Genomic DNA, 19,740 nt, shown 5'->3' on the forward strand with positions numbered 1-19,740 from the left:
TCCATCCCGGACGATGTCAATTCGCTGGACGGCCTGTAGTCTGGGTACTCGAAGTCTCGGAGTCGCATCACCGGTTACGATCTCACTATAGAACGACGGGTCGGGTATGAGTGCCTTCGTAGTCCCGTAACGAACGCCCGTTACTCGGGCGATTCGACGAGGACGGTGGAACCGTCTTCGAGGTCGTCCATCGCCTCCTGAATCCGTCGCCACTGCTCGTCGACGCCTTCGAGCAACCGTTCGGCGTCTTCGATCAAGTCGGCGACGCGTTCGTCGCTCGGCAGGGAGTCGGATTCGACGGCCGATACCACGGCGGTTGTCGTCTCGTGGTCGGGATACTCCGTCCGTAGTTCGTCGGCGAGTTCGACCAATCGCTCGTCGATTTTGAAGGGGTTTTCGGCCTCTGCAAGCAGGCGCGTCACCTCATCGACGCTCGGGGGAAGTGATCGGTTGAGGGTCGACTGCACTTCACTTGTCACGGGATGGCTCGGACGCTCCCGTTCGAGGCGGCGCGATGCGTCGTGGAGCTGCGACCAGAGACTCGACTCGCTTCCTGACGCTTCGAGAAGACGCCGAGAACTCGCATACCGCTCGGCTTGCTGGACGACGGATGGATCGACGAGATCGCCCTCCGAGAACGAATCGCCGTCCCACGCGATCTCGAAGAGGTCGTACAGGTCGTCGATCGTCACACCGCTGAACTCGACGACGACTCGATCAGCAGTCTCCATGCTACGGCCATCGTGAGCGTAGAGCCACGTCACGAGACTCGATACGATTTTGTCGGGCCGCTCGTCTTTCGGAGCCTCACCGACGATACGCTCGTACTGTTCGTGGACGACCTGCCGTCTGTGCGATTCCGCTTCGTCCAGTATCGACCGCAATCGCTCGGCTCGGGGGATATCGTCGCCGCCGGCGATGTCTTGCATCTCGCCCGTGACGTTCGCACCGGGGTGCAAGCGCTGCATCTCCGCGGTCCGATCGGTAAACCGCTCCCAGAGGGTCTCGTCATCGGCCGTCCGGAACAGAGTTCTGGCGCGAGCGAATCGCTCCGCTTGAGTGGCAATCGTCTCTGACGCCACGTCTTCGGACCGAAGTTCCTCGCCGCCGAGAGCCGGCTCCAAGGCCTCCGAAAGATCATCCAGAGGTGCTCCCGTGCCAAACTCGCGACGGGTGCCGCGAAGGACGCGTTTCACGGGAACGCTGTTCTCGTTGACCCAGCGAGCCAACTCCGATACCCACGCATCCGGATCGCTACCCGATGGCGATGCGCCGATTATCGTCTCGACCGTCGTCCGGATCCGATCGGGATCGATACCGTCGAGCGACTCGAAGCGAATCTGTACGTCGGCGAGGTTCGTCTTGTTACGGACCGCTCGACCGATCGCTTCGGGGTCGGTGATGTATTCGTCGTTGCGACGGAGCGCGATCTCGTTGGCCGTCGCGAGCGTGATGAGCAGCGCGGAGATCGACTCCCGCGGGGTTCCCCGGTACTTTCCACCGCGCTGAACGGTCTGCACGAGTAGATCCTCGGCGCGTAGCGACTGCCTGTTTTCGTACTCGTCGAGGAACTCCCGGCTCCACCCGTCCGCGAGTTCTCTCCGGTCAGTGGCCACGCCGAGCGTGACCGCGTCTTCCCTCGAAAGGGGCCACTCACCGACGCCGCGGAAGAACCGTGCCATCTGCTTGGCGTCAGATACTTCGGTAATCCCGTTCGTGAGGACGTAACGCGTTCTACCGAACACGGAGAGGGCTTGGTCGATAACGACTCGCTCGAACACATCCTCGTATGTTCCGAGTGCGTCCCCCGACTGTACGTAGATGTCGCCCTTCTCGAGACGTTCGCGTACTGCCGATTCGAGCGCCCGCTGTTCGTTCCGGTGGTCGGACTCCAAATCGGGATAGGTCTCCGTTTCCTCCGAGAGGACTTCCTGCATTCCCATCATATCTCGAAGTCGGTCGAGTATCGACTTCGGGATAGTAATTGCGGCGAGTATGTGTTCGCCACCGTCCCTCCCCTCGTTGGTCGACTGCCACGTTTCTCGCTGGTCACGTACGTCTTCGGGGTGATCAGCGACTACTCTCACTTGGAGTGCATCGAATTCCGGCGTGGGGGCGCGTTCGATCGGATCGAGAATCGAATACTTGAATCGAAGGGGAACTCGCCGCTCACCGTCGAAGTCGACTTCGTGGCGACTACCCTCTGAAAGGAGATCGTCACTTCCGTCTTGCAGATACGATTCGAGTTTGGCCGAGAGACGATGAGATGAAATCTGCTGGGCGCGCGTTTTCGCCCGCGTCAAGATATCTTCTTGATCTTCGGAGACGAGGAGATACTCCTTATCACCGTGCTCGTTGGTTTCGGTCAGCACGTACCGATTCTCGACAAGCCCGTTTTCGTGGTCGGTAAGGGCGGACCTCACCTCCTCGGTGACGGAGTCGAGCGACGTATTCGTCGAGTCGACCATGAGTTTGGCGAGGTTTTCCGGCGTCGACGGGATCGTCGATCGCACCTGATTTAGCAGGTAGAGCCCCTTCGCGACTCGAACACGGGATATCCCGTCGTCGCCATCGTCGGATTTCCGGATACGGTCGAGCATCTCCTGCACCCACAACGGGACGTACGTCGTCTCTTCGACCAGTAGATCGAACAGGTCGTCCCACGTGACGAGCGCGCCGACCGATTTGTCCCCCCAGTCGAAACGAGTGAATAGCGACCGAACGAGAATGAGCAGGGCTCGTCCCTGTACGTACTCTTCCTCGGTGACTCGTCCGCGCGGCATCAACTGTTGGATGACGTTCCGAAGCAGTCCGAGATCGTACTCCCGGAAGGGGTAGGACTCGATCGGATCGGGATCGACGCCGGTAACATCTCCGTACGCGTCGAGCGATAGGTCGGGCATTCGGTCGATCGCCTCCTTGACAGCCTGCTCGTCTCGGCTGTTCTTTTGCAACCATCGTTTGCGAACGATGATCTCTGTACCTGCTCCCTCAAGCAGTTCCTGTGCTCCGTACCACGGTTGGGAAGTAACGTCGGTATCTTCGAACTCGCCGTGAATTTTTCCGAACGGATACTGACCAGTTCCGATGATAGGCGGGTTGGGGCCGGTTGCCAGGTCAGTGAGGGCTTTCATCGTGTCTTCGAACTCCCGGTACCGGTGGCGGCCGTCCCCGATGAACAGGGCCACTTCGTCGAGTCCGATCAGGAGTTCGGTGTTGCCGTCCTTCGTGCTCAACGCTGATTGTGCCTCTTCGACCCGTTCTACGAGATCGTCGGCGTCGAATTCGTCCGGAGAAACCTCGTTGACGGCCTCGTTTATCGACCGTTTGACCTCGGCGGGGGTTTCAAACGGCGAGTCCGTGAGCGTCGGTACAGCCTGGTAGAGCCAACTTCGAAGCAACGCACGTTCGGCGAGAACCTCGTCGAAGGTCTTCCCGTCGTGTCTGAGATTCTGTAACTGTTCCCAGCAATCGCCGTGATTCATATCGAGTTGCCACGCCCATTCCAGGAGCCAATTCGGGTCGGTCGGGTATCCGAATTCCCGCCCGATGGCCTCGTAGATGAGGTATGGAAGCGGTGGTTCCTGTGACGCGTCTCGGTTGAGGAGGTTGAGGAAGACCGGCTTTAGCCGATCCACGTGGGAGTTGGCGATGCTCCCGCGGAACGACTGGAATCCGGGCCATCGATCGGCCAACTCCTCACCGAGGTCGTCGAATTCGGCTTCCGTGTCGGCCGCGAAGCCGATGAGCTTCAGCAGGTGGGTCTTCCCCGACCCGAACGTCGCCGAGATATAGAGGAAGCGCGGATCCTCGTGCGGATACTTGTCGATGAGCTCACCGAGCGTCGTGAGGACGTTGCGTGCGCTCTCGGTCTCGTAGAACTCGCGAACGTCGTTCTCTGCACGTTCCCGTGCGTTGACCTTCTGTACTTCCTCGAGTTCGCGCGTCGGCGACTGTTGGAAGATGTCGTGGATTCGTGTGTCGTCAGTCATTGCAAATGCTCCTCCTTGACTCGCCCCTCGATCTGATGGGCCGGGTAGTAGCTCCGCGATTCTCCGCCGAAGAAGCTCAACTTCCCGCCGCCGATGTTACCGGGGAACGGAATGCCGATCGTGGAGCGGACGTTTCGTCTGTCGAGTTCGTCCAACAACTCCGAGGCGCGCGTGAACGGGTAGAGGCTGCCGAGATGGGTCAAGACCACGATGTGGCTTTGTCGTCCGGGGTCCGCGATTTCCTCGATCGTCTCGTTCACGAGTTCTTCGGTCAACCGCTCCTGCATCGTTTCTTTGACTGCTTCCGGTTCCGCTCGCTCGCCGATATCGATCGCGATGTCGAACACCTTCGTCTCGACGAGTAATCGGTCCAGCCTGAGGACTTCGACGGACCCCTCGTTCGGAAACCCGTCCGTCTTCCGCGGATTTTTCGCCCATTCGGTGAGATGGTCAGCGACGCGGTGTTCGTATTTGGGCTGAACGGGAACGATGACGAACGGGTTCCGAATCCCGCGACTTCCGTCCGCGAAACGCGCCAATCGTTCCTTGAAGTCGTGAAGCGGACGATCGCCTGTCATCGAAGCACCACCCCCGAATCGGTCCGCTCGATGGTTAGATCGCGCCGCTCCGTGAGACGTTCCAGTCTCGCATCGAGCGTTTCGCGATCCGACGGGAGCAGCCCGACGATGGCGACTTCGGATGGGTCCCTGTCACCGACGACACCCTGTAATCCTTCGAAAACCTCCCGCAACTCGGGTATTTCCGCGTCAGCGTACACGGAAAGCGGCGGCGTGTCCACGAGCGTATCCGTCGCTCGAACGAAGTCGTCGGTTTCCGCCGTCGTCGTGCTGCCAGTGACGACATCGACGGCCTCATCGACGTCCTCGTACCACGTGGTCGCACGCCGAAGCGGTGTGATGTACTCGCTCTCAAAGGCCGGGCGGACGTTCGACTCGAAGCGACCCGCCGGCTGCACCCACGAGTGCGCTCGCAGGTCGGCGACGAGCGACTCGATGTCGGTCGATTGTTGGAACGTCGTCCACGCGTTCTCTATCGCGGTGCCCAGTGATGGCGAGACGTTTCTCACATCGGTGAATCCGTCCCACCCATCGTGGCTCCACCATTCTCCGGAGTAGTCGTCGATATTCCCGCGGAGTTCCTCGCCGGCTTCCGAACAGTCGTCGGAAAGCCACGTGTATGGCCGTCGAGCGAGGGCGAGTTGGGCATCGAGTCGAACGAGCGAGGGGAGCCGACGGTTCCACACCTCCGTTGCGTCCTCGTTCCACTCTTGGGCAGCACTCGTGGCTTCGACGGTGTCGTGCCAATCCGTCTCCCCGGACTTCACGGCTTCTCGCCGGGTATCCGCGGCGGTTTTCTGCGTATCGAGCGCGTCGATGAAGCTCCCGAGAAGATCGCGAACGTGTTCCGTTCTGATGTCGTTCTCGGCGACCAACTCCACGTCTTCGGTTATGCTTCTCAGTCGCCCCGCGAGCGCGTCGTTTGCTTTCTGTAGGTTGACGATGCCGTCGGGAACGGTTTCGGTCGTCTCGATGAAGCCGCCCTTTTCGAGCGCCCCACGGACGTCGTTTCCGCCGGCGATCTTCAGACGCGTCGTCGTCAACGCGTCGAGACCGAGGACGGCATCCAGTTCGATGGAATCGCCCGTTTCGTCGACCGGCAGAAAGTCACCCTTTCGGCAGAGGCCCCAAATGATTGCGCAGAGTGCGGGACGAGCACCCTCGTAGATCGGTTTTTGGTTGACGATTACGTCGAGAATCGTCGCCATCGCGAGATTCCCACCGCGCTGCTTCAGTTGTTGGCCAGTGAATGCGCGGACGTTGTTCTGGATGGAGCCACCGTGGGTTTCCGGGTCTTCGGTGGCAACTTCAATCTGCTTGGCCCACGTCGGGAGCGGGTCTTTCGCCGTCAGGCTCCGAAGTTCCTGCAGATGTTCCTCCCCGACGCGAATCATCATCGGATGGAAGTCGCTGGGATAGCGAACGTCGATGGCCTCCTCGACTGCGGCCGTCAGTCCGCGTATTTCCGTCCGATCCTTGACCGCGAACGTGCCGTTCTTGAGCGTCTCCACGAGTTTGCTCCGAACGCGAAACTCCCGGTCGGACAGGTCACGTTTCACGGATCGTGGAAGAGCATGGTCCCCGACCGCGGCCCTGAGCGCCCACCACTCGATGAGGCTATCTCGGAGATCACCGACCCCGTCGTCTCCGATCGTCCATTCGAGGGGGTCGCCGTCGTAGTTCACATCCGTGTCCGTGGGGCCAACCCCCTCGACGGCGATGTCGATGTCGAGTGCATCATCGGCATCGATCGACGTATCGAGGTCGATACCGTCGACGCTGAACCCGTAGCGAACCGGATACTGTTCGCCCGTGTCACCGTACTCGGCGGCGGTGGGTAACGATAGTTCTCGAACGATATCTTCCCAGAGATAGGCGTCGACGGAAGCAACGATATCGTCCCAATCGGGGGTTTCGAGGTTGTCTTCGGACTCCTCGTAGATCTCTCGCTCTTCCTGATTGGCGAACGTGTATCTCGCCCCGGTCTCGTCGTGCGTCGGGCGAATGAACTTACGGAGCCGCTGTAGTGATTCTTCGACGCGGTTTTCCATCTGGAACTGGGTCGGTCCGTCGAGGTCGTTCAATATCGCGACGGCGAGATTCCGTTCCAACATCGGAATCGTCTCGGAAACGTGCTGCAACAGGAGTACCGCTTTCGCGACCGAGACGTCGATGTCGTCGAGTTCCTTCTCCTCACGCCTTGCTTCGATCTCCTCGATGACCTCCACGTCCTGCGGCGTGATGTCCTCGAGTTCGGGTTCGATCAGGTCGTAGAAGTCGACCAGCGAGATGACGGTTGCCTCGTCGTATTCGTCCTCCTCAACCCAGTCCTGAAGGAGGCCGTGAACGAGGGCCAGGATCGCACGAGCGGTTCCGGAGAAAATGGACTTTGCCGGATCGGGGGCCGCTTCCCGAAGATTCGAGAGGATCGTGAGGAATAGTGCAGGCTGGTAGGGGAGAAGCGGGTAACAGTCGCGGAAACGATCACGCTCGATACTGTCGAGCGGGGGCTCCGTGTTCTGTTCGATCCCCGAATACACCAGCAGCGTCTCCGGGTCGTTGCTGGTACGTTCGAGGATCCGTTCCGTCTCTTTCTCTCCTTCCTTCGTCTTCTTTAGCAATCGCTGTGTCGAAATTTCACCCACGTGGCGGCTCGGGAGTCCGAAACGATGGGGGAAGCGGTCCTTGACGATGCTGAAATCGGCCCCGTGCGCTGCGAACTGCGGCTGAACGTCCTCGATTTTGGCCTGCGCCGTCGCCACCAGTTGTACGTCACCATCCCCGATTTCGTCGACGCTTTCCGCGAGCGTCTGTAACTCGGTGAGACGGTCGAAATCGGTCCCGATGAACAGACTCACTTCGTCGAGCAGGAGGACGAGTTTGACCGGGCGACCGAGTCGTTCTTCCCGCTCGCTTCGGAGGTGTTCGAGCCGTCTGACCATCGCGGCGGGGTCGAAATCGGATGGGGTCAGGTCATCAAGTCCGTCCGTCGTTCCGGTTTGTTCCTCGAAGAGCGCCGGCAGTACTTCGTTAGCGAGAAGATTGTACTGCTGGATGTCCCGCCAACCGTATCGACCGGCGTCGTCGACGGTCGATCGGAGTGCCGACCGAGCGCGTTCCGTTCGGTTATCCCACGCATCGGTCGTTCGATACCAGTCCTCGAAGTACGCAACGTCGAGTTGCGAGGAGAGTCCGCCCTCGACACCGGTGAGTCGTTCCGATCGATGTGCGGCGCGGAGCACGATTTCACTGAAGCTTCGCTGCTTTTGCCCCTGATACTTGAGGAGGTTCACCGAGACGGGGATGATTTCGTACTCCTCGTGAATCGACGCCCACGTCGTCTCCAGCGTCGATAACTCGCTGTCTCCGGCTAGCTGCTGCCAAATGCCGTCTTGCTCCCGGAGCCATTCGCTGTCCATCAGCCCTCGAAGCACGCCGAGCAGGTGGCTCTTCCCGCTCCCGTAATATCCGTAGAGCCAATAGTTCGCGCCGGAGCGCATATCCTCGGAACGGCCGCGTAATCTGGCGAAAAAATCCCGCATGAATTCCTCGGACTCCGCGGTCACGTGGTACGTATCGACGGACTCCAGTCGGTGATCCCGACCGTCGTCCTCGCGGTCGATACGGACGGACTCCTCGAAATCGTCACCCACGGTAGCGACGAACCAATCGTCCGATGTCATTCGTTCTCCTCCGCCCGTTCTGCCCACGCGAAGGTTTCTCCGACCGGTTGGAGTCGTAGTTCCCCGTGAATGCCGCCGGCCTCCCAGTCCGGATGTTCGTTCACGCGTTCGGCCAGCGAATCCCAGTACTGCTCCGGTTGGAAGAGATAGTGCCAGCCGACTGGCCGGGATAGCCACTCCTTGCCGTCGTTCTCGTAGGAATACCCCGATGCGATGAGTAACGGAATCGTACCCACGTTCGGTGCTCGCCCCCGTAACGACTGTTGGGTTTCGAGAACGTCGATCTCGCGTAGCACCGAGCGCAGTCCTTTCCCCCAGCGGTGCGTCGTAGACTCTGCATAGTCGAATTCGCTCCCGTCGTCGTAGCGGAATTCGTTCAGGAATCGATCGACGGTCCCCTGTGAGAAATCGAGTCCCTCGTCGCCGTCGTTCTGGAAGCGTTGGACGTACCGATGGACGACGTACTTCACCAGCGGGTCGTCCTCGACGAGATAGAAGTAGAGTACTTGTGCTTTGTCTCGCCTCGTTTCGCACTGGTCAAAGACGGACGGAAGTTGGGTGACTGCGGGGAGGTTTGGGCTGGCAGTTTTAAACCGGGAGCTGAGAACGCGATAGATTCCCTGTGAGCTCCCTCGGGTACTTCGCTCGTCGTGTCTCCCTTCGATCCACCTCTCTTCGACAACCGTCCAGTCACGGTGACGAGCGTAGAGTCGCGCCACCGTCTCTGCGTTCTCGACGAGAAGCCCGCATCTCGTGAGGTCCACCGACACCTCGTTACGACTGTACCTCGCATCGAGTGAGGGCAGAGAAGTTCCTTGACCGTCTGTGCGAAGACTCATAGTACGAGTCGATTCATCGATGCTACTTATGTCGTAGGGAAAGCCAGCGACAGTGGACGAACGCGTGGCGAACCGATCGAGGGAGACGAACACCTGTTCGACGGTGGAGATGAACAGTCGCGACCGATACGGAGACGATGGACGACCGGGAGGAACCGTCTGGTCTGCGCGAGATCGGTCAAACGACGATCGGATGAGGATTACAGCTCGAACTCACTTCGAAGTAACGATGATCTCTACTCGGTCGACGACTCTCTACCCGCTCTCGTTCACGTTCCGTTCCGATAGTATCATTTGATCCGACTTCGGCATCCACCAGGCGGATGCCGCTCCCAGCAGACAGAGTACTAACAGTACGGTCAGGGTCGCACCGATCCCTACTACCTGAGCGAAGACCCCGAACCCGATGAACACGAACATCAGTGCGCCGGCGATCGTGTTGGCTGCCGCGGTATAGAGCGGGCGCTCGTCGTCGGGCGCGGCGTTCACGATGTAGCTCTTCCGTCCAACCCGGACGCCCGCTCTGGCGAATCCGACCACCAGGAATACGACTGCGAAAAGGGCGGGGCTGGTGACGCTGTTCGGTAAGAACCCGAAAGAGAGCGCCAGCGCCGCTGCTACGGCACCGACGACCCCTCCCAGAGCCATGACGATCCTGTTCGAGACACGGTCGGAGACACGGCCCCAGATCGGACTCCCCGCCAGCGCCGCAATCCCCAGTGCGACGACGAACAGTCCGAACCCCTCCCCGGCGCTGGTAAGCTGGTGAGCACGAAGGGCGTAGTAGGGGATTGAGAGTTCCGCGGCGAGGAGTAACCCCCTGCTCGCGATGAATCGCCTGAACCCCGACACCTGCCGGAGCAGTTTCGTGCCGGAACGGGCCCGCTCAGCGTGTTCTGTTCATCTTCCGTCTCTCCCGGTTGTTCGTCGATGAGCCAGAACAGTACGGCCGCTAGCGCCCAGAGTGCAGCCGCAATCCCGAGTAGAACGACGAACAGTCCGCTATTCGATCTCCCCGATATCCCACCGTAGAGGACGAGCCCCGCCGCGATGGTGAGTCCACCCCCGGTGGCGGACCGCAGTCCCAATAGCTGCCCGCGTTTGTTCTCGGGTATCGTCTTGCCCAGCACGTCTTTGAACGCCACCGAGCCGACGCCACTCGCGACGCTGAACCCCAGGAGGGCCAGTACGATCATCACGCCCGCCCAGACGCCGGTGAGTAACAGGGCAGTCGCGAGCATGATCAGGAGCGCGATCGACTGAAAGATACCCGCGCCGACCCAGAACCACTTGCGTTTCGCGTACCCACGCATGCGCCCGGAGGCGACGAGTTGGGGGAACGACGCGGCTCCTCGACGTATCGGTTCCAGCATTCCCGAGAAGAACACCGGCGCCCCGAGCGCGCTGAGCAGCCAGACCAACACCAGATCCGGACTGGCGAGTTGCTCGGCTAGCTTCGTCGAAGTCCCGTTCAACAGGTTGAGAACGAAATTCCGCGGCGTCTCCTGATAGGCCTCTTCGGAGATACTTTCGGGGACTTGTCGTTCCGAGTAGTCGGTGATCCATCGATAGACCCGTCTGTATACAGTCACTGGTGCTGGACCTCCGTCCCACTAGGTACCAGTGCCAGTCATTTGGGTCCTTTGCAGATCTACCGATTTTCCCCCGAGATCACCGATGAGACTGCCTGAAACCGGTCGTTTCGGAGGAAGCGGATTGCATTGCCGACTATTTGACATCGAGACGGTCCCGAAAACGACGGGGTGAGGTCCTCGTGGAGTACGAGGACCTCCTAGTCGAGTACCCTGATCGAGCCGGAGGACCTCCCGATTGAGGACACCCTAGAGTGTACTAGGGAAGAATTTACAAACACCGCTCCCGTTCTTGGGATGATACTGTTGACTACCTGTGCGTTACTGACTGGAAGTCACTGGATCTAGTTGGGTCTCCCTGAATCTCTCCTCCACGATGAGCGTTCGAAGACACTGCTACAAAGAGATAGAACAACACATGCACGACAAAAATCGGAGCCACGACCATCGTTCTCGGCAAGGAGTCGACCGTACCACGGAAAAAACGGACTCCGCGATCGTCATTGCAGTTAACGAAACCGACGAGTCCTCCATCGACAAGCTCGCCGACACTGCTGTGGATATTGCAGGTCCTGCGCACGCAACTGTTCATCTCGTTCGCGTCTTTTCGGGTGCCGAATTCGAACGGACGGTTGACCGGCTCAATTACGATGTTGCATCACCACCCGACCCGGACGAAGTCGCGGCACGGACCGCTTCCATCCGGGAGGCCACTACGCAGCTGAAAGATCCGATTCATAACGTCGGTGTACCCGTCGCTATTCACGGACGCATAGCCGACAGCGTCGGCGCATCTATCGTCGAGGTTGCAAACGATACCGACGCTTCGCAAGTTATTATCGGTCATACACAGCGGTCTTCGGGCGGGAGGATGTTGTTCCGAAGTACCGCTCAGTACGTCCTTCTCAACGCACCATGTCCCGTAACGTTCGTTCGTGGCGGTTGACCTCCCGGATAGTCCCCGTTGAGACTTCGTAGCAATAGGTCGCCGTTGTGCGTTCCCTTCACCCGCTCGATCCGGCCAATGAGGGGTCCGACGAAAACACGGTAGCCGGGTAATTCACGGCATCTTATCGACTCTCGGCATCGAGCGGTTCGAGTTCGATCGTCCGATCAGCGTGGACGCTGACCCGATAGCCGCAGTACTCGAACATCACTTTCCCGTGTCGGTCGGTCTCTCGATGGAGTGGAGCGAACAGCGCGTCGAGTGCATCCGGGTCGATAGCTTCGTACAATGGCGGACAGTCGTTCATATCGGGACCGTCACGGGCAGCGATTGCGGCATGGATCAACACCGTGATCGAGGGCTTTGCTACGGTCGTTTGCTCGTCGCTTGGTGTATTGGTTGAAGTCTTTCCCATGATTGTAGGCTCTCCCCGGAGCGCTCGTACTGTTGGAGATTTCCCACCGAGCACTCCATCCAAAACGTGGGCCCGTAGTTATAAACATCCTCTGGCAAGAGATGAAGCGACTACTCTCGTAGAAACACGCACATACGTCGATGAAACAGCCTATCCGTATCTAGTCGGTCGATGGTCGATCACTTCTCCCTCGTATCGATCACAGCCAGGCACTTTTCTACTAGCGGGTGAGCCCGGTATCGGATCGTTTCGCTTCGGGTATCAAACTCGACCATTCCGGCATCTTCCAGCTTTGGGAGGTGGTTGTGATGCAACGCGATACTCACGGCGTCACCCCGAGTCCGTCGTGTGCTCGTCTCGTCCCCCGATTCATGCTCCGAAATATACGTGACGAGATCGGCTACTGTCGCGAGATCGTCTTCGGTCCGTGAAAGGAAGAAGAGGATTTGGCGGCGGTACGAATGGGACAGGATATCGAAGATCGTATCGAGGGAGGGATCCGCGGATGCAGAGCCGTCCTTGCGCTGAGAAGGGTTTGAGGGGTCGCGGTTGAGCTGTGAGCTACTTGTCGTAGTATCGGGCCTACTAGACCGAGCGTTGTCGTTTGGATTCATGGGTATGTGTTTTTCCGAGGACGCGACGGGGGGTGTGTCCCGCGTACCGGCGACGCGCACGAACCTCCGAGCGCACTGCAAGGATCATCGGTCCCTTCATCATCGGAGCGCGGCTCGAACACACTTTCTATTCAACGATTCGATTATGCAAAGTATATGTTTCTGTAATAAACTTAGGGCTGCATTTGCAGGCTTCTCGGTCCCACGTCTTCCACACGAGAGGGCCATATTTTCATATTCTCAGAATTCGATTTTATTGACGGCTCTTGAAGCCACGAGTGAACAGCAGAAAGGATGCGATGGGTAGTCGGACGGTCGTTTCCAAGCATCGTATTCCGGACCCGCACGGCAGTATCCGCCGGGTTTAGTATGACTTGCATTCAAAACCAGAACGTAATGGTCCTCTCACGTTGTCTCTTCTTCTGTACCGAGTCGCAACCGGTTGCAAGCAGGCCGCTCGATCCACTAACTATCATGGTCACCACAGCAACTGCTGACAATCAACATAGCGAACGGTGTGAGAACTGTGATGCGATGACGCCGCACGAGGTGACGGTTAAACTAGTCACCGAGAGCGAAGCCGATTCGAATGCAATGTTCTCCCGCGAACCGTATCGGGTCACGAAGTGCCAGCAGTGTGGCGCGACGACCAAACAACGCGCAAACGACATGTAGCGGAAGTAAATCACGTCCGAGACGACCACCTCGAGTCGAACGGAGTCGCGTATCGCCGACAGTCGGTGTCGAAATTGCGGCGGCTTTGTCATCCGCGGTTTTGCGTGGCTTTGGCGATGATGGAAATAGCGTCCGTGGCCGTTTAGATCGGACGGATGGCACTGCCGTTTAGAATGGCCACGCAGTCGATCGATAACGAATTGCTCCATAGCATAGCCAGCGATCCTCTTCGGCACTGATCGCTTCCTCCCCGACGCAGTATGGTGTGCGTTCGCTGGCCCTATTTGGTTTTAGAGATGTACCCGCCTACCTGTCCCCATTTTATACGGTGACATACGCAACAGCGAGATATTCATCGCCACGCGAGTTACTACAAAGTGGACGAAAGGACGCTTGAGAGCAATGAACAAACATATGAAATTTCGAACAGCGACCGAAGACCTCGAAAGCACTATCAGCGGTGCAACAGACCAGAGACTTTCGGAGACGAAAATCAGTGAATTGCTCACGAGCCAACGGCGACGGGTGATCGTCTCGTATTTACAAGTATGTGATGGTCCGGTCGAGATCGAATCGCTGATCGAACACCTCACCTACCAAGAACTGGAGGACAGTTCCGATGGCACGCCGGCTCGACTCTTCGAAGAGATTACGAAGGCCGTCTGGAACGATCATCTGCCGCTACTCGCCGAGCACGATGTCATCAAGTACGATCGAGAGAGCGAGAGACTGCGCGGATGGACCAACATCGGTCAGCTATCACACCGCCTGAGGAAACGATAGCTGAACGATCGTCTTTTCACGCGCGGACTGACCCTGATTCCTTTGAACACCCCGTTCGGATAATCGCCGAACGGACAAGAGAGCAAATCCCGACCGCCGAGACGAGATTAGTCCGCCGAGTTCGTCCGAGGAGCTGGAGTTGCGGCTGTCGATTCAGGAGCGGAAGAAACGGGTCCATTGACGAATAGCGCATGCCCGATCAGGAGGACGGAGACGGTTGCACCGACCGGTACGGCTGCTGTCATCGAAAGCCCAGCGGCGCTGACTGCACCGGTTACACCGATCAATGTGAGCGGGATCAACCCGAGAATGAGATCATAATATCCTGTCATAATCTATTCCATAAAATGGGGCGTAGGTACATAAGAGTTCTGCATAGCTACTCCAGAAGTTCTCCATTATAACTAGATAATATCTAAGAATGCAACTCATAACTTATGGGTCCGGAGAGTCACGCTCCATCTCGAAACGAGCGGCTGTCGGAACGTGCTACCGATGCCATCGGTTGCGAACGTGGGTTACTACAATCGATATTTGTGTTACCGGAACGCGTTTTGTCCCGCCATCCGATGGTACAGATGCGCTCTCACAACCGGTCGGGATGGCTTCAAGACGCCATCATGCGACGCTCCTGCGACTGGTCGGTTGTGGGAGCCTGCGATCGGCATTCCTTGCCTTTCCCGGTGAACTGTAGTGGGGATCGGTTTTCGGAAAATCAAATCGGAAACGGTTCGATAGGGCCACCGATGATCGATTCGTCTCCGACGGGATGACGACTACGAGGTCACAGCGTATGCCGTACGCTGGAGAGTCCGCGTCCGGTAAACGAATCTCGGAGAGGCACACATTCGACATGTGCGCGTCGCTGACGACGAGGATACCGAGGGAGCTAGCAGCGAGCCTCCGTCGTCCGGTATGGACGGAGAGTAGAATACCGTCAGCCCTTCCCTCCGCCACTGACCATCGAAACGACGGGGCAGGACGCGTTCATCAACACGCTCTGTGCCGTACTCCCAAAGATGGCTTTCCCGACCGGCGACCGTCGTTTCCCGCCGATCACGAGGTAACGGGGGTCGCTCTGCTCGACTTCGGCCAGTATCTTCTCGGCCGGATTTCCAACGCGTCCCCTGGTTTCGACCCGGTCCGGGTCGTAGTCGTCGAGCGATTCATGGACGGCCCGGTAGGCGATTTCAGCGCCGCTTTGCTCTTCCCGGCCGATGGCGAAGTTGTTGTACGCCGGCGTACCTTTGACCGCTGCTTTGTGTTTGTTGAAATCTTCCTTCGGGATGACGTGCAGGACGACTAACTGCTCGTCGTACGTCGTCGCGAGGTCGTACCCGACCGAGATCGTTCCGTTCGAGTGCAGTTCCTCTCCAACCGCTGTAAGTATCGTCATCTGTTGTCACCGTGAATAGTTCGTCGTGGGAACTTCGGCGGGGTCAGCGCCGTCCCTCCACCGATGGATTCCCGGATGGTTGCTCGCGCTGTTCCGTTATTCGAACTCCTCTCTCCGGTAGCTCGATGTCGAGCGTGTCGTCGACGGCTTCGAGGTTCGCGTCCCCTCGAACCGGCACGGTCACTGGTACCGCGTCGACCACTGCATCCGGCAACGGGGTCCCCAGCATCTCTATACCTCCTCGATCGGTTCACGCTCCGCTCGCTCGCGTTCGCGTGCGTACTGCGCCAGCAGTTCACTCTCGATGTCTTCGACCGGGAAGTGACATGCCGCCTCGTGGTCCCCGTTCGTGAACGCCGAGCGGGCGGGGTCGTCCCGTCGACACTCCTCGGTGGCTTTCGGACAGCGAGGTGCGAAGTTACAGCCCCCCGGCAACTCGACCGGGTTCGGCGGTTCGCCCGGGAGCAGCACTCGTTGACGGTCGATCTGTGGGTCTGCCTTCGGCGAAGCCGAGAGGAGCGACGCCGCATACGGGTGTCTGGGGTTCTCGACGACCTCGTCGGTGGCGCCGAGTTCGACTATCTGGCCGAGGTACATCACCGCCAACCGATCGGTGATCTGCGAGAGGCTCGCTAGATCGTGTGAGATGTAGACGATGCCGATGTTTCGCTCGTCGGCCATCTCTCGCAGGATATTGAGGATGTTCGCCTTCAGCGAGACGTCGAGCATCGAGGCCGGTTCATCACAGATGAGAAGTTTGGGTTCGAGTACCAGCGCTTGCGCGATGGCCACGCGCTGGCGCTCGCCGCCCGAGAGTTGATTGGGGTGCTGGTCGAGGTACTTCTCCGGTGGATTGAGTCCCACGTCCGCGAGCGTCCGGCGGACCCGGCGATCTATCTCGTCGGAGCTGTATCCCTGTATTTTCAGCGGTTCGCCGACCGCTGCCCGCACCCGTTGCCTCGGGTTCAGCGAGTCGAATGGATCCTGGAAGATGAATTGGACCTGCGAGCGGAACTCCCGGGTCCCTTCATCGAGCAGGTCTTCGACCGGGACGTCGTCGATGAGAATCTCCCCGCCCGACTGCGATTGGAGCGCCGATATCACCTCGCCAAGCGTCGACTTTCCGCACCCGGACTCGCCGGCCACGCCGACGATCTCGCTCTCTCGGACGTCGAGATCGACGCCGTTCACGGCTTTGACGTAGTCCGGTTCCTCGCCGAGGAGGTCATCGAGGATGGGTTGTGACTGTTCGAACCACTTCTCCAACCCGTCGGTCTCGACGATAACCTCCCCCAAGTCACGCGACTCGGATTCCTCCGGCACATCGATGCCCCACGTTTCGGGGTCCCTCGCTCGCTCCTGCATCTCGGTCGCCTCGTCGGCGTAGTAACAGGCCGAAACCTGGTCGCCGCTTTCGACGAGCGGCGGGTGATCGGTTTCGCACTGCTCGGTCGCGAACGGACACCGGTTACGGAAGACACACCCCGTCGGTGCGTCGGTGAGGTCCGGGAGCGAACCCGGGATGGATATCGCCTGTTCGTCGAACTCGTCGACCTCCGGGAAGGCGTTTTTCAGCCCCATCGTGTACGGATTCTGCGGGTCATCGAAGACGTCGAACGTGTCCCCCTGCTCCATCACCTTCCCGCCATACAGCACCGAAACATCGTCACAAGTCTCCGCGACGACGCCGACCTCGTGGGTGATCAACAGCAGGGAGCTATCGATCTCCTCCTGGATCTCCATCAGCTTGTGGACGATCTTGTCCTGGACGATGACGTCCAGTCCCGTCGTCGGCTCGTCCGCGATGATGAGGTCGGGGTCGAGCGCGAGTGCCATCGCGATTGCAACCCGCTGGCGCATGCCCCCGGAGAACTCGTGGGGATACTCGTCCGTTCGGGCCGGATCGAGCCCGACTATTTCGAAGACCTCGTCGACGCGCTCGTTGGCTTCGGCCTTCGAGACGTTCCTGTGCTTGCGAATCGACTGGCGGATCTGCGCACCAACGGACATCACGGGGTCGAGGGAGTCCATCGCGCTCTGCGGGATGTAGGCGATTTCCTCCCAGCGAACGTCCCGCCACTCCTGCTCGGACAGACCGACGAGTTCGCGACCCTTGAACGTGACACTCCCGGATCGGACCGCACCGTTGTCGTCGAGCAGTCCGAGAACGGCTTTCGCGAGGGTCGACTTCCCGGATCCGGACTCACCCACGAGGCCGTAGTTGGTTCCCTCCTCGATCGAGAAGGAGGCGTCGTTAACGGCGTGCACTTCGCCGTCTGCGGTTTGATACGTGATCTTCACGTCGTTGACTTCGAGTAGACTCATTCTTGCTCCGTTCTGAGTTCGGGGTTGACGATCTCCTCGAGGGCACGGCCGACGAGGAAGACCGCAGTGGTCACGGCAGCGATACCGAACGCCGGCGGAAGGACCCACCACCAGGCGACCCGGATCGCGCCCGACCGGAACACCTGCTGTAGCATCCGCCCCCACGAGGTCGTCGTCGGGTCGCCGAAGCCGAGGAATGCGAGCGACGCCCCGACCACGATCGACCACCCGACTGCGTACGCGGTGTAGAGGAAGCCGATGCCAAGCACGTTCGGTGCGACGTGCAGGAACATCGTTCGGAGGTGGCTCGCCCCTCTCGCACGGGCCGACTTCACGAACGTCCGCTCTTTAACCGTCATCACCTCCGACCGGATGACTCGTGCCGGCATTTTCCAGAGGAAGATCACGAGGATGGCGGTGATGAGCCAGACGTTCGGCGTCACGAAGGACAGTATCACCAGTGCCATCGGCAAGAGCGGAAGCGCGAACGTGAGGTCGGTCAGCCGCATCAGTGCCTCGTCGACTCGACCCCCGAAGTAGCCGCTCGTGAGTCCGACGAGGAAGCCCAACACGCCGGTTCCGACGCCACCGAAGAACCCCATGATGAGCGTTGGTTGGGCACCAGCCAGGAACTGACTGAGGACGTCCTTCCCGAAGGACGTCGTTCCGAAGAGCGCTTTCGAGTTCGGTTCCTGTAGTTTCATGATCGAATAATCCTGGCGAAGGGTGTCCTCGATCGGATGGTGCGGGGCGATGTACGGGCCGAACAGTCCCATGAAAATGAAGACCGTGAGGACGATGAGACCGACCCTCGCGGCGGTATCCTGCCAGATGATGCTCATTATCTGGGACGCGCGATCGAGCTCGGATCTGAGGCGCTCTCTCACGGTATCGACGTCGAGCGAGTATCCGGACATCAGACGTCACCCGCTTCGATCGTCGGATCGAGTTTCGCGTACGCGAGGTCCGCGGTGAGGTTCATCACGATGACCGCCAGTGCCATGATGAACACGGCGGCCTGGACCGTCGGGTAATCCTGATTGAGTATCGCCTGGACGAGCGCGCGGCCGATTCCCGGCCACGCGAAGACCACTTCCAACGTGATGACTCCCTGGAAAATCATCCCCGTCCGGAGCGCGAAGTAGGTCACCAGCGGGAGCAGGGAGTTGCGACCGGCGCGGGCGAGCTGTTCCCGCTCCGAGAGCCCCTTGGCGCGGTGGAGCTTGAGGAACTCGGATCCCTTCCGCTCGACGATCGAGTTGCGCGCCAGCATCAGAAAGTCGCCGCTGAAGAACAGTACTGATGCCGTGAAGGGGAGAATGTAGTGTTTCAGGAAGTCGACGGAAAGGAACGTCGCTACGTACCCGTGTGGGTTCTCAACCGGACTACGCATTCCGAATGCGGGTAGCCAATTCAGCCCGTACGAGAAGGTGATGAGCAGGAGGATGCCGGTCACGAAGATCGGGGTCGCACGGAAGAACGTCGTCGTCACGATCGCCCCCTGTTCGAACCACGACCCGCGGTTCCAGCCGGCGTACATGCCGGCGATCGAACTGATGACTGCCGTGACGACGAGCGCGGGCAACAGGAGGACGAGCGTGTTGACCAGCGCGGGGATGACGATTTTCCCGACCGGCCGTTGCTGCGTGAGAGAGACCCCGAAATGGAACGTGAGGAGGTTTCTGACATACTTCAGGTACTGCACGTATATCGGTTCGTCGAGGCCGTACATCGTCCGCAGCCGCGTCACCTGCTCGGCCGTCAGCGATCCGGATGCGACCAGACCGCTGAACGGATCGCTCGGCAGAAGCCGGAGCGTCGCGAAGATGATGCTGACCGACACGATGGTCAGTATCGCTGCGATCGCGGTCCGTTTGATGAGGAATTTTCGAAAGCTCATTG

The 19,740-nt window shown here is 59.4% G+C and carries 16 protein-coding genes; 3 read left to right on the forward strand and 13 right to left on the reverse strand.

The genetic code is table 11. The annotated features are described in order from the left end of the window. Nucleotides 1-140 precede the first annotated feature (140 nt). The 5 genes from ACGYLY_RS20275 to ACGYLY_RS20295 all read right to left on the reverse strand — a co-directional run bounded on the left by ACGYLY_RS20275 (nucleotide 141) and on the right by ACGYLY_RS20295 (nucleotide 9,944). Nucleotides 141-3,992 (reverse strand): hypothetical protein, encoded by a 3,852-nt coding sequence (locus ACGYLY_RS20275; RefSeq protein WP_395284721.1) that lies wholly within the window; start codon nucleotides 3,990-3,992, stop codon nucleotides 141-143. Further along, a complete protein-coding gene (locus ACGYLY_RS20280) occupies nucleotides 3,989-4,570 on the reverse strand; it encodes a BREX protein BrxB domain-containing protein (RefSeq protein WP_395284720.1) in 582 nt (193 codons plus the stop codon). The genes ACGYLY_RS20275 and ACGYLY_RS20280 overlap by 4 nt, the downstream gene beginning before the upstream one ends. Further along, on the reverse strand, nucleotides 4,567-8,253 hold the full coding sequence (locus ACGYLY_RS20285; protein WP_395284719.1) for a hypothetical protein: 3,687 nt from the start codon (nucleotides 8,251-8,253) through the stop codon (nucleotides 4,567-4,569). Before ACGYLY_RS20285 ends, ACGYLY_RS20280 begins: the two co-directional genes overlap by 4 nt. After that, a complete protein-coding gene (locus ACGYLY_RS20290) occupies nucleotides 8,250-9,092 on the reverse strand; it encodes a BrxA family protein (protein WP_395284718.1) in 843 nt (280 codons plus the stop codon). Before ACGYLY_RS20290 ends, ACGYLY_RS20285 begins: the two co-directional genes overlap by 4 nt. Before the next feature lie 255 nt (nucleotides 9,093-9,347). Next, complete coding sequence (locus ACGYLY_RS20295; RefSeq protein WP_395284717.1) at nucleotides 9,348-9,944, reverse strand: MFS transporter; 597 nt, start codon at nucleotides 9,942-9,944, stop codon at nucleotides 9,348-9,350. 1,158 nt (nucleotides 9,945-11,102) lie between these two features. Here ACGYLY_RS20295 and ACGYLY_RS20300 point away from each other — a divergent pair. Beyond that, on the forward strand, nucleotides 11,103-11,630 hold the full coding sequence (locus tag ACGYLY_RS20300; RefSeq protein ID WP_395291278.1) for a universal stress protein: 528 nt from the start codon (nucleotides 11,103-11,105) through the stop codon (nucleotides 11,628-11,630). A 124-nt stretch (nucleotides 11,631-11,754) separates the two neighbouring features. On the opposite strand, the gene ACGYLY_RS20305 is transcribed toward ACGYLY_RS20300, so the two are convergent. Both ACGYLY_RS20305 and ACGYLY_RS20310 read right to left on the reverse strand, forming a co-directional pair. Beyond that, nucleotides 11,755-12,045 carry a HalOD1 output domain-containing protein gene (locus ACGYLY_RS20305; protein ID WP_395284715.1) on the reverse strand — a complete coding sequence of 97 codons (291 nt, stop codon included), beginning with the start codon at nucleotides 12,043-12,045 and terminating at the stop codon, nucleotides 11,755-11,757. 179 nt (nucleotides 12,046-12,224) lie between these two features. Continuing rightward, nucleotides 12,225-12,659 (reverse strand): hypothetical protein, encoded by a 435-nt coding sequence (locus tag ACGYLY_RS20310; RefSeq protein ID WP_395291271.1) that lies wholly within the window; start codon nucleotides 12,657-12,659, stop codon nucleotides 12,225-12,227. A 396-nt stretch (nucleotides 12,660-13,055) separates the two neighbouring features. Between ACGYLY_RS20310 and ACGYLY_RS20315 the strand changes: the two genes are divergently transcribed. Together ACGYLY_RS20315 and ACGYLY_RS20320 are read left to right on the forward strand one after the other, a co-directional pair. After that, complete coding sequence (locus tag ACGYLY_RS20315) at nucleotides 13,056-13,334, forward strand: hypothetical protein (RefSeq protein ID WP_395284713.1); 279 nt, start codon at nucleotides 13,056-13,058, stop codon at nucleotides 13,332-13,334. A gap of 414 nt (nucleotides 13,335-13,748) precedes the next feature. Beyond that, nucleotides 13,749-14,117: a hypothetical protein gene (locus tag ACGYLY_RS20320; protein ID WP_395284712.1), complete on the forward strand. Its 369-nt coding sequence runs from the start codon at nucleotides 13,749-13,751 to the stop codon at nucleotides 14,115-14,117. 107 nt (nucleotides 14,118-14,224) lie between these two features. Here the strand turns inward: ACGYLY_RS20320 and ACGYLY_RS20325 are convergent, their stop codons facing one another. The 6 genes from ACGYLY_RS20325 to ACGYLY_RS20350 all read right to left on the reverse strand — a co-directional run bounded on the left by ACGYLY_RS20325 (nucleotide 14,225) and on the right by ACGYLY_RS20350 (nucleotide 19,738). Continuing rightward, the gene (locus ACGYLY_RS20325; RefSeq protein ID WP_395284711.1) at nucleotides 14,225-14,449 is read right to left on the reverse strand and encodes a hypothetical protein; all 225 of its coding nucleotides are present in this window, start codon (nucleotides 14,447-14,449) and stop codon (nucleotides 14,225-14,227) included. Nucleotides 14,450-15,054: 605 nt separating this feature from the next. Further along, nucleotides 15,055-15,513 (reverse strand): universal stress protein, encoded by a 459-nt coding sequence (locus tag ACGYLY_RS20330; protein WP_231187333.1) that lies wholly within the window; start codon nucleotides 15,511-15,513, stop codon nucleotides 15,055-15,057. A 43-nt stretch (nucleotides 15,514-15,556) separates the two neighbouring features. Continuing rightward, complete coding sequence (locus ACGYLY_RS20335) at nucleotides 15,557-15,742, reverse strand: hypothetical protein (protein ID WP_395284710.1); 186 nt, start codon at nucleotides 15,740-15,742, stop codon at nucleotides 15,557-15,559. 2 nt (nucleotides 15,743-15,744) lie between these two features. Continuing rightward, entirely contained in the window at nucleotides 15,745-17,838 is a 2,094-nt protein-coding gene (locus ACGYLY_RS20340) for a dipeptide ABC transporter ATP-binding protein (protein WP_395284709.1), read from the reverse strand. Then, entirely contained in the window at nucleotides 17,835-18,755 is a 921-nt protein-coding gene (locus tag ACGYLY_RS20345) for an ABC transporter permease (RefSeq protein WP_395284708.1), read from the reverse strand. Before ACGYLY_RS20345 ends, ACGYLY_RS20340 begins: the two co-directional genes overlap by 4 nt. After that, the gene (locus ACGYLY_RS20350) at nucleotides 18,755-19,738 is read right to left on the reverse strand and encodes an ABC transporter permease (RefSeq protein ID WP_231187326.1); all 984 of its coding nucleotides are present in this window, start codon (nucleotides 19,736-19,738) and stop codon (nucleotides 18,755-18,757) included. The genes ACGYLY_RS20345 and ACGYLY_RS20350 overlap by 1 nt, the downstream gene beginning before the upstream one ends. Nucleotides 19,739-19,740: the final 2 nt, after the last annotated feature.

This window comes from Haladaptatus sp. CMAA 1909 (genome assembly GCF_043952005.1).
GTDB lineage: Archaea > Halobacteriota > Halobacteria > Halobacteriales > Haladaptataceae > Haladaptatus.

Coding starts and splice junctions, on each gene's coding strand:
- ACGYLY_RS20275 (WP_395284721.1), bottom strand. CDS start 3,992: ATGACTGACGACACACGAATCCACGACATCTTCCAACAGTCGCCGACG.
- ACGYLY_RS20280 (WP_395284720.1), bottom strand. CDS start 4,570: ATGACAGGCGATCGTCCGCTTCACGACTTCAAGGAACGATTGGCGCGT.
- ACGYLY_RS20285 (WP_395284719.1), bottom strand. CDS start 8,253: ATGACATCGGACGATTGGTTCGTCGCTACCGTGGGTGACGATTTCGAG.
- ACGYLY_RS20290 (WP_395284718.1), bottom strand. CDS start 9,092: ATGAGTCTTCGCACAGACGGTCAAGGAACTTCTCTGCCCTCACTCGAT.
- ACGYLY_RS20300 (WP_395291278.1), top strand. CDS start 11,103: ATGCACGACAAAAATCGGAGCCACGACCATCGTTCTCGGCAAGGAGTC.
- ACGYLY_RS20305 (WP_395284715.1), bottom strand. CDS start 12,045: ATGGGAAAGACTTCAACCAATACACCAAGCGACGAGCAAACGACCGTA.
- ACGYLY_RS20310 (WP_395291271.1), bottom strand. CDS start 12,659: ATGAATCCAAACGACAACGCTCGGTCTAGTAGGCCCGATACTACGACA.
- ACGYLY_RS20315 (WP_395284713.1), top strand. CDS start 13,056: ATGGTCCTCTCACGTTGTCTCTTCTTCTGTACCGAGTCGCAACCGGTT.
- ACGYLY_RS20320 (WP_395284712.1), top strand. CDS start 13,749: ATGAAATTTCGAACAGCGACCGAAGACCTCGAAAGCACTATCAGCGGT.
- ACGYLY_RS20325 (WP_395284711.1), bottom strand. CDS start 14,449: ATGACAGGATATTATGATCTCATTCTCGGGTTGATCCCGCTCACATTG.
- ACGYLY_RS20330 (WP_231187333.1), bottom strand. CDS start 15,513: ATGACGATACTTACAGCGGTTGGAGAGGAACTGCACTCGAACGGAACG.
- ACGYLY_RS20335 (WP_395284710.1), bottom strand. CDS start 15,742: ATGCTGGGGACCCCGTTGCCGGATGCAGTGGTCGACGCGGTACCAGTG.
- ACGYLY_RS20340 (WP_395284709.1), bottom strand. CDS start 17,838: ATGAGTCTACTCGAAGTCAACGACGTGAAGATCACGTATCAAACCGCA.
- ACGYLY_RS20345 (WP_395284708.1), bottom strand. CDS start 18,755: ATGTCCGGATACTCGCTCGACGTCGATACCGTGAGAGAGCGCCTCAGA.
- ACGYLY_RS20350 (WP_231187326.1), bottom strand. CDS start 19,738: ATGAGCTTTCGAAAATTCCTCATCAAACGGACCGCGATCGCAGCGATA.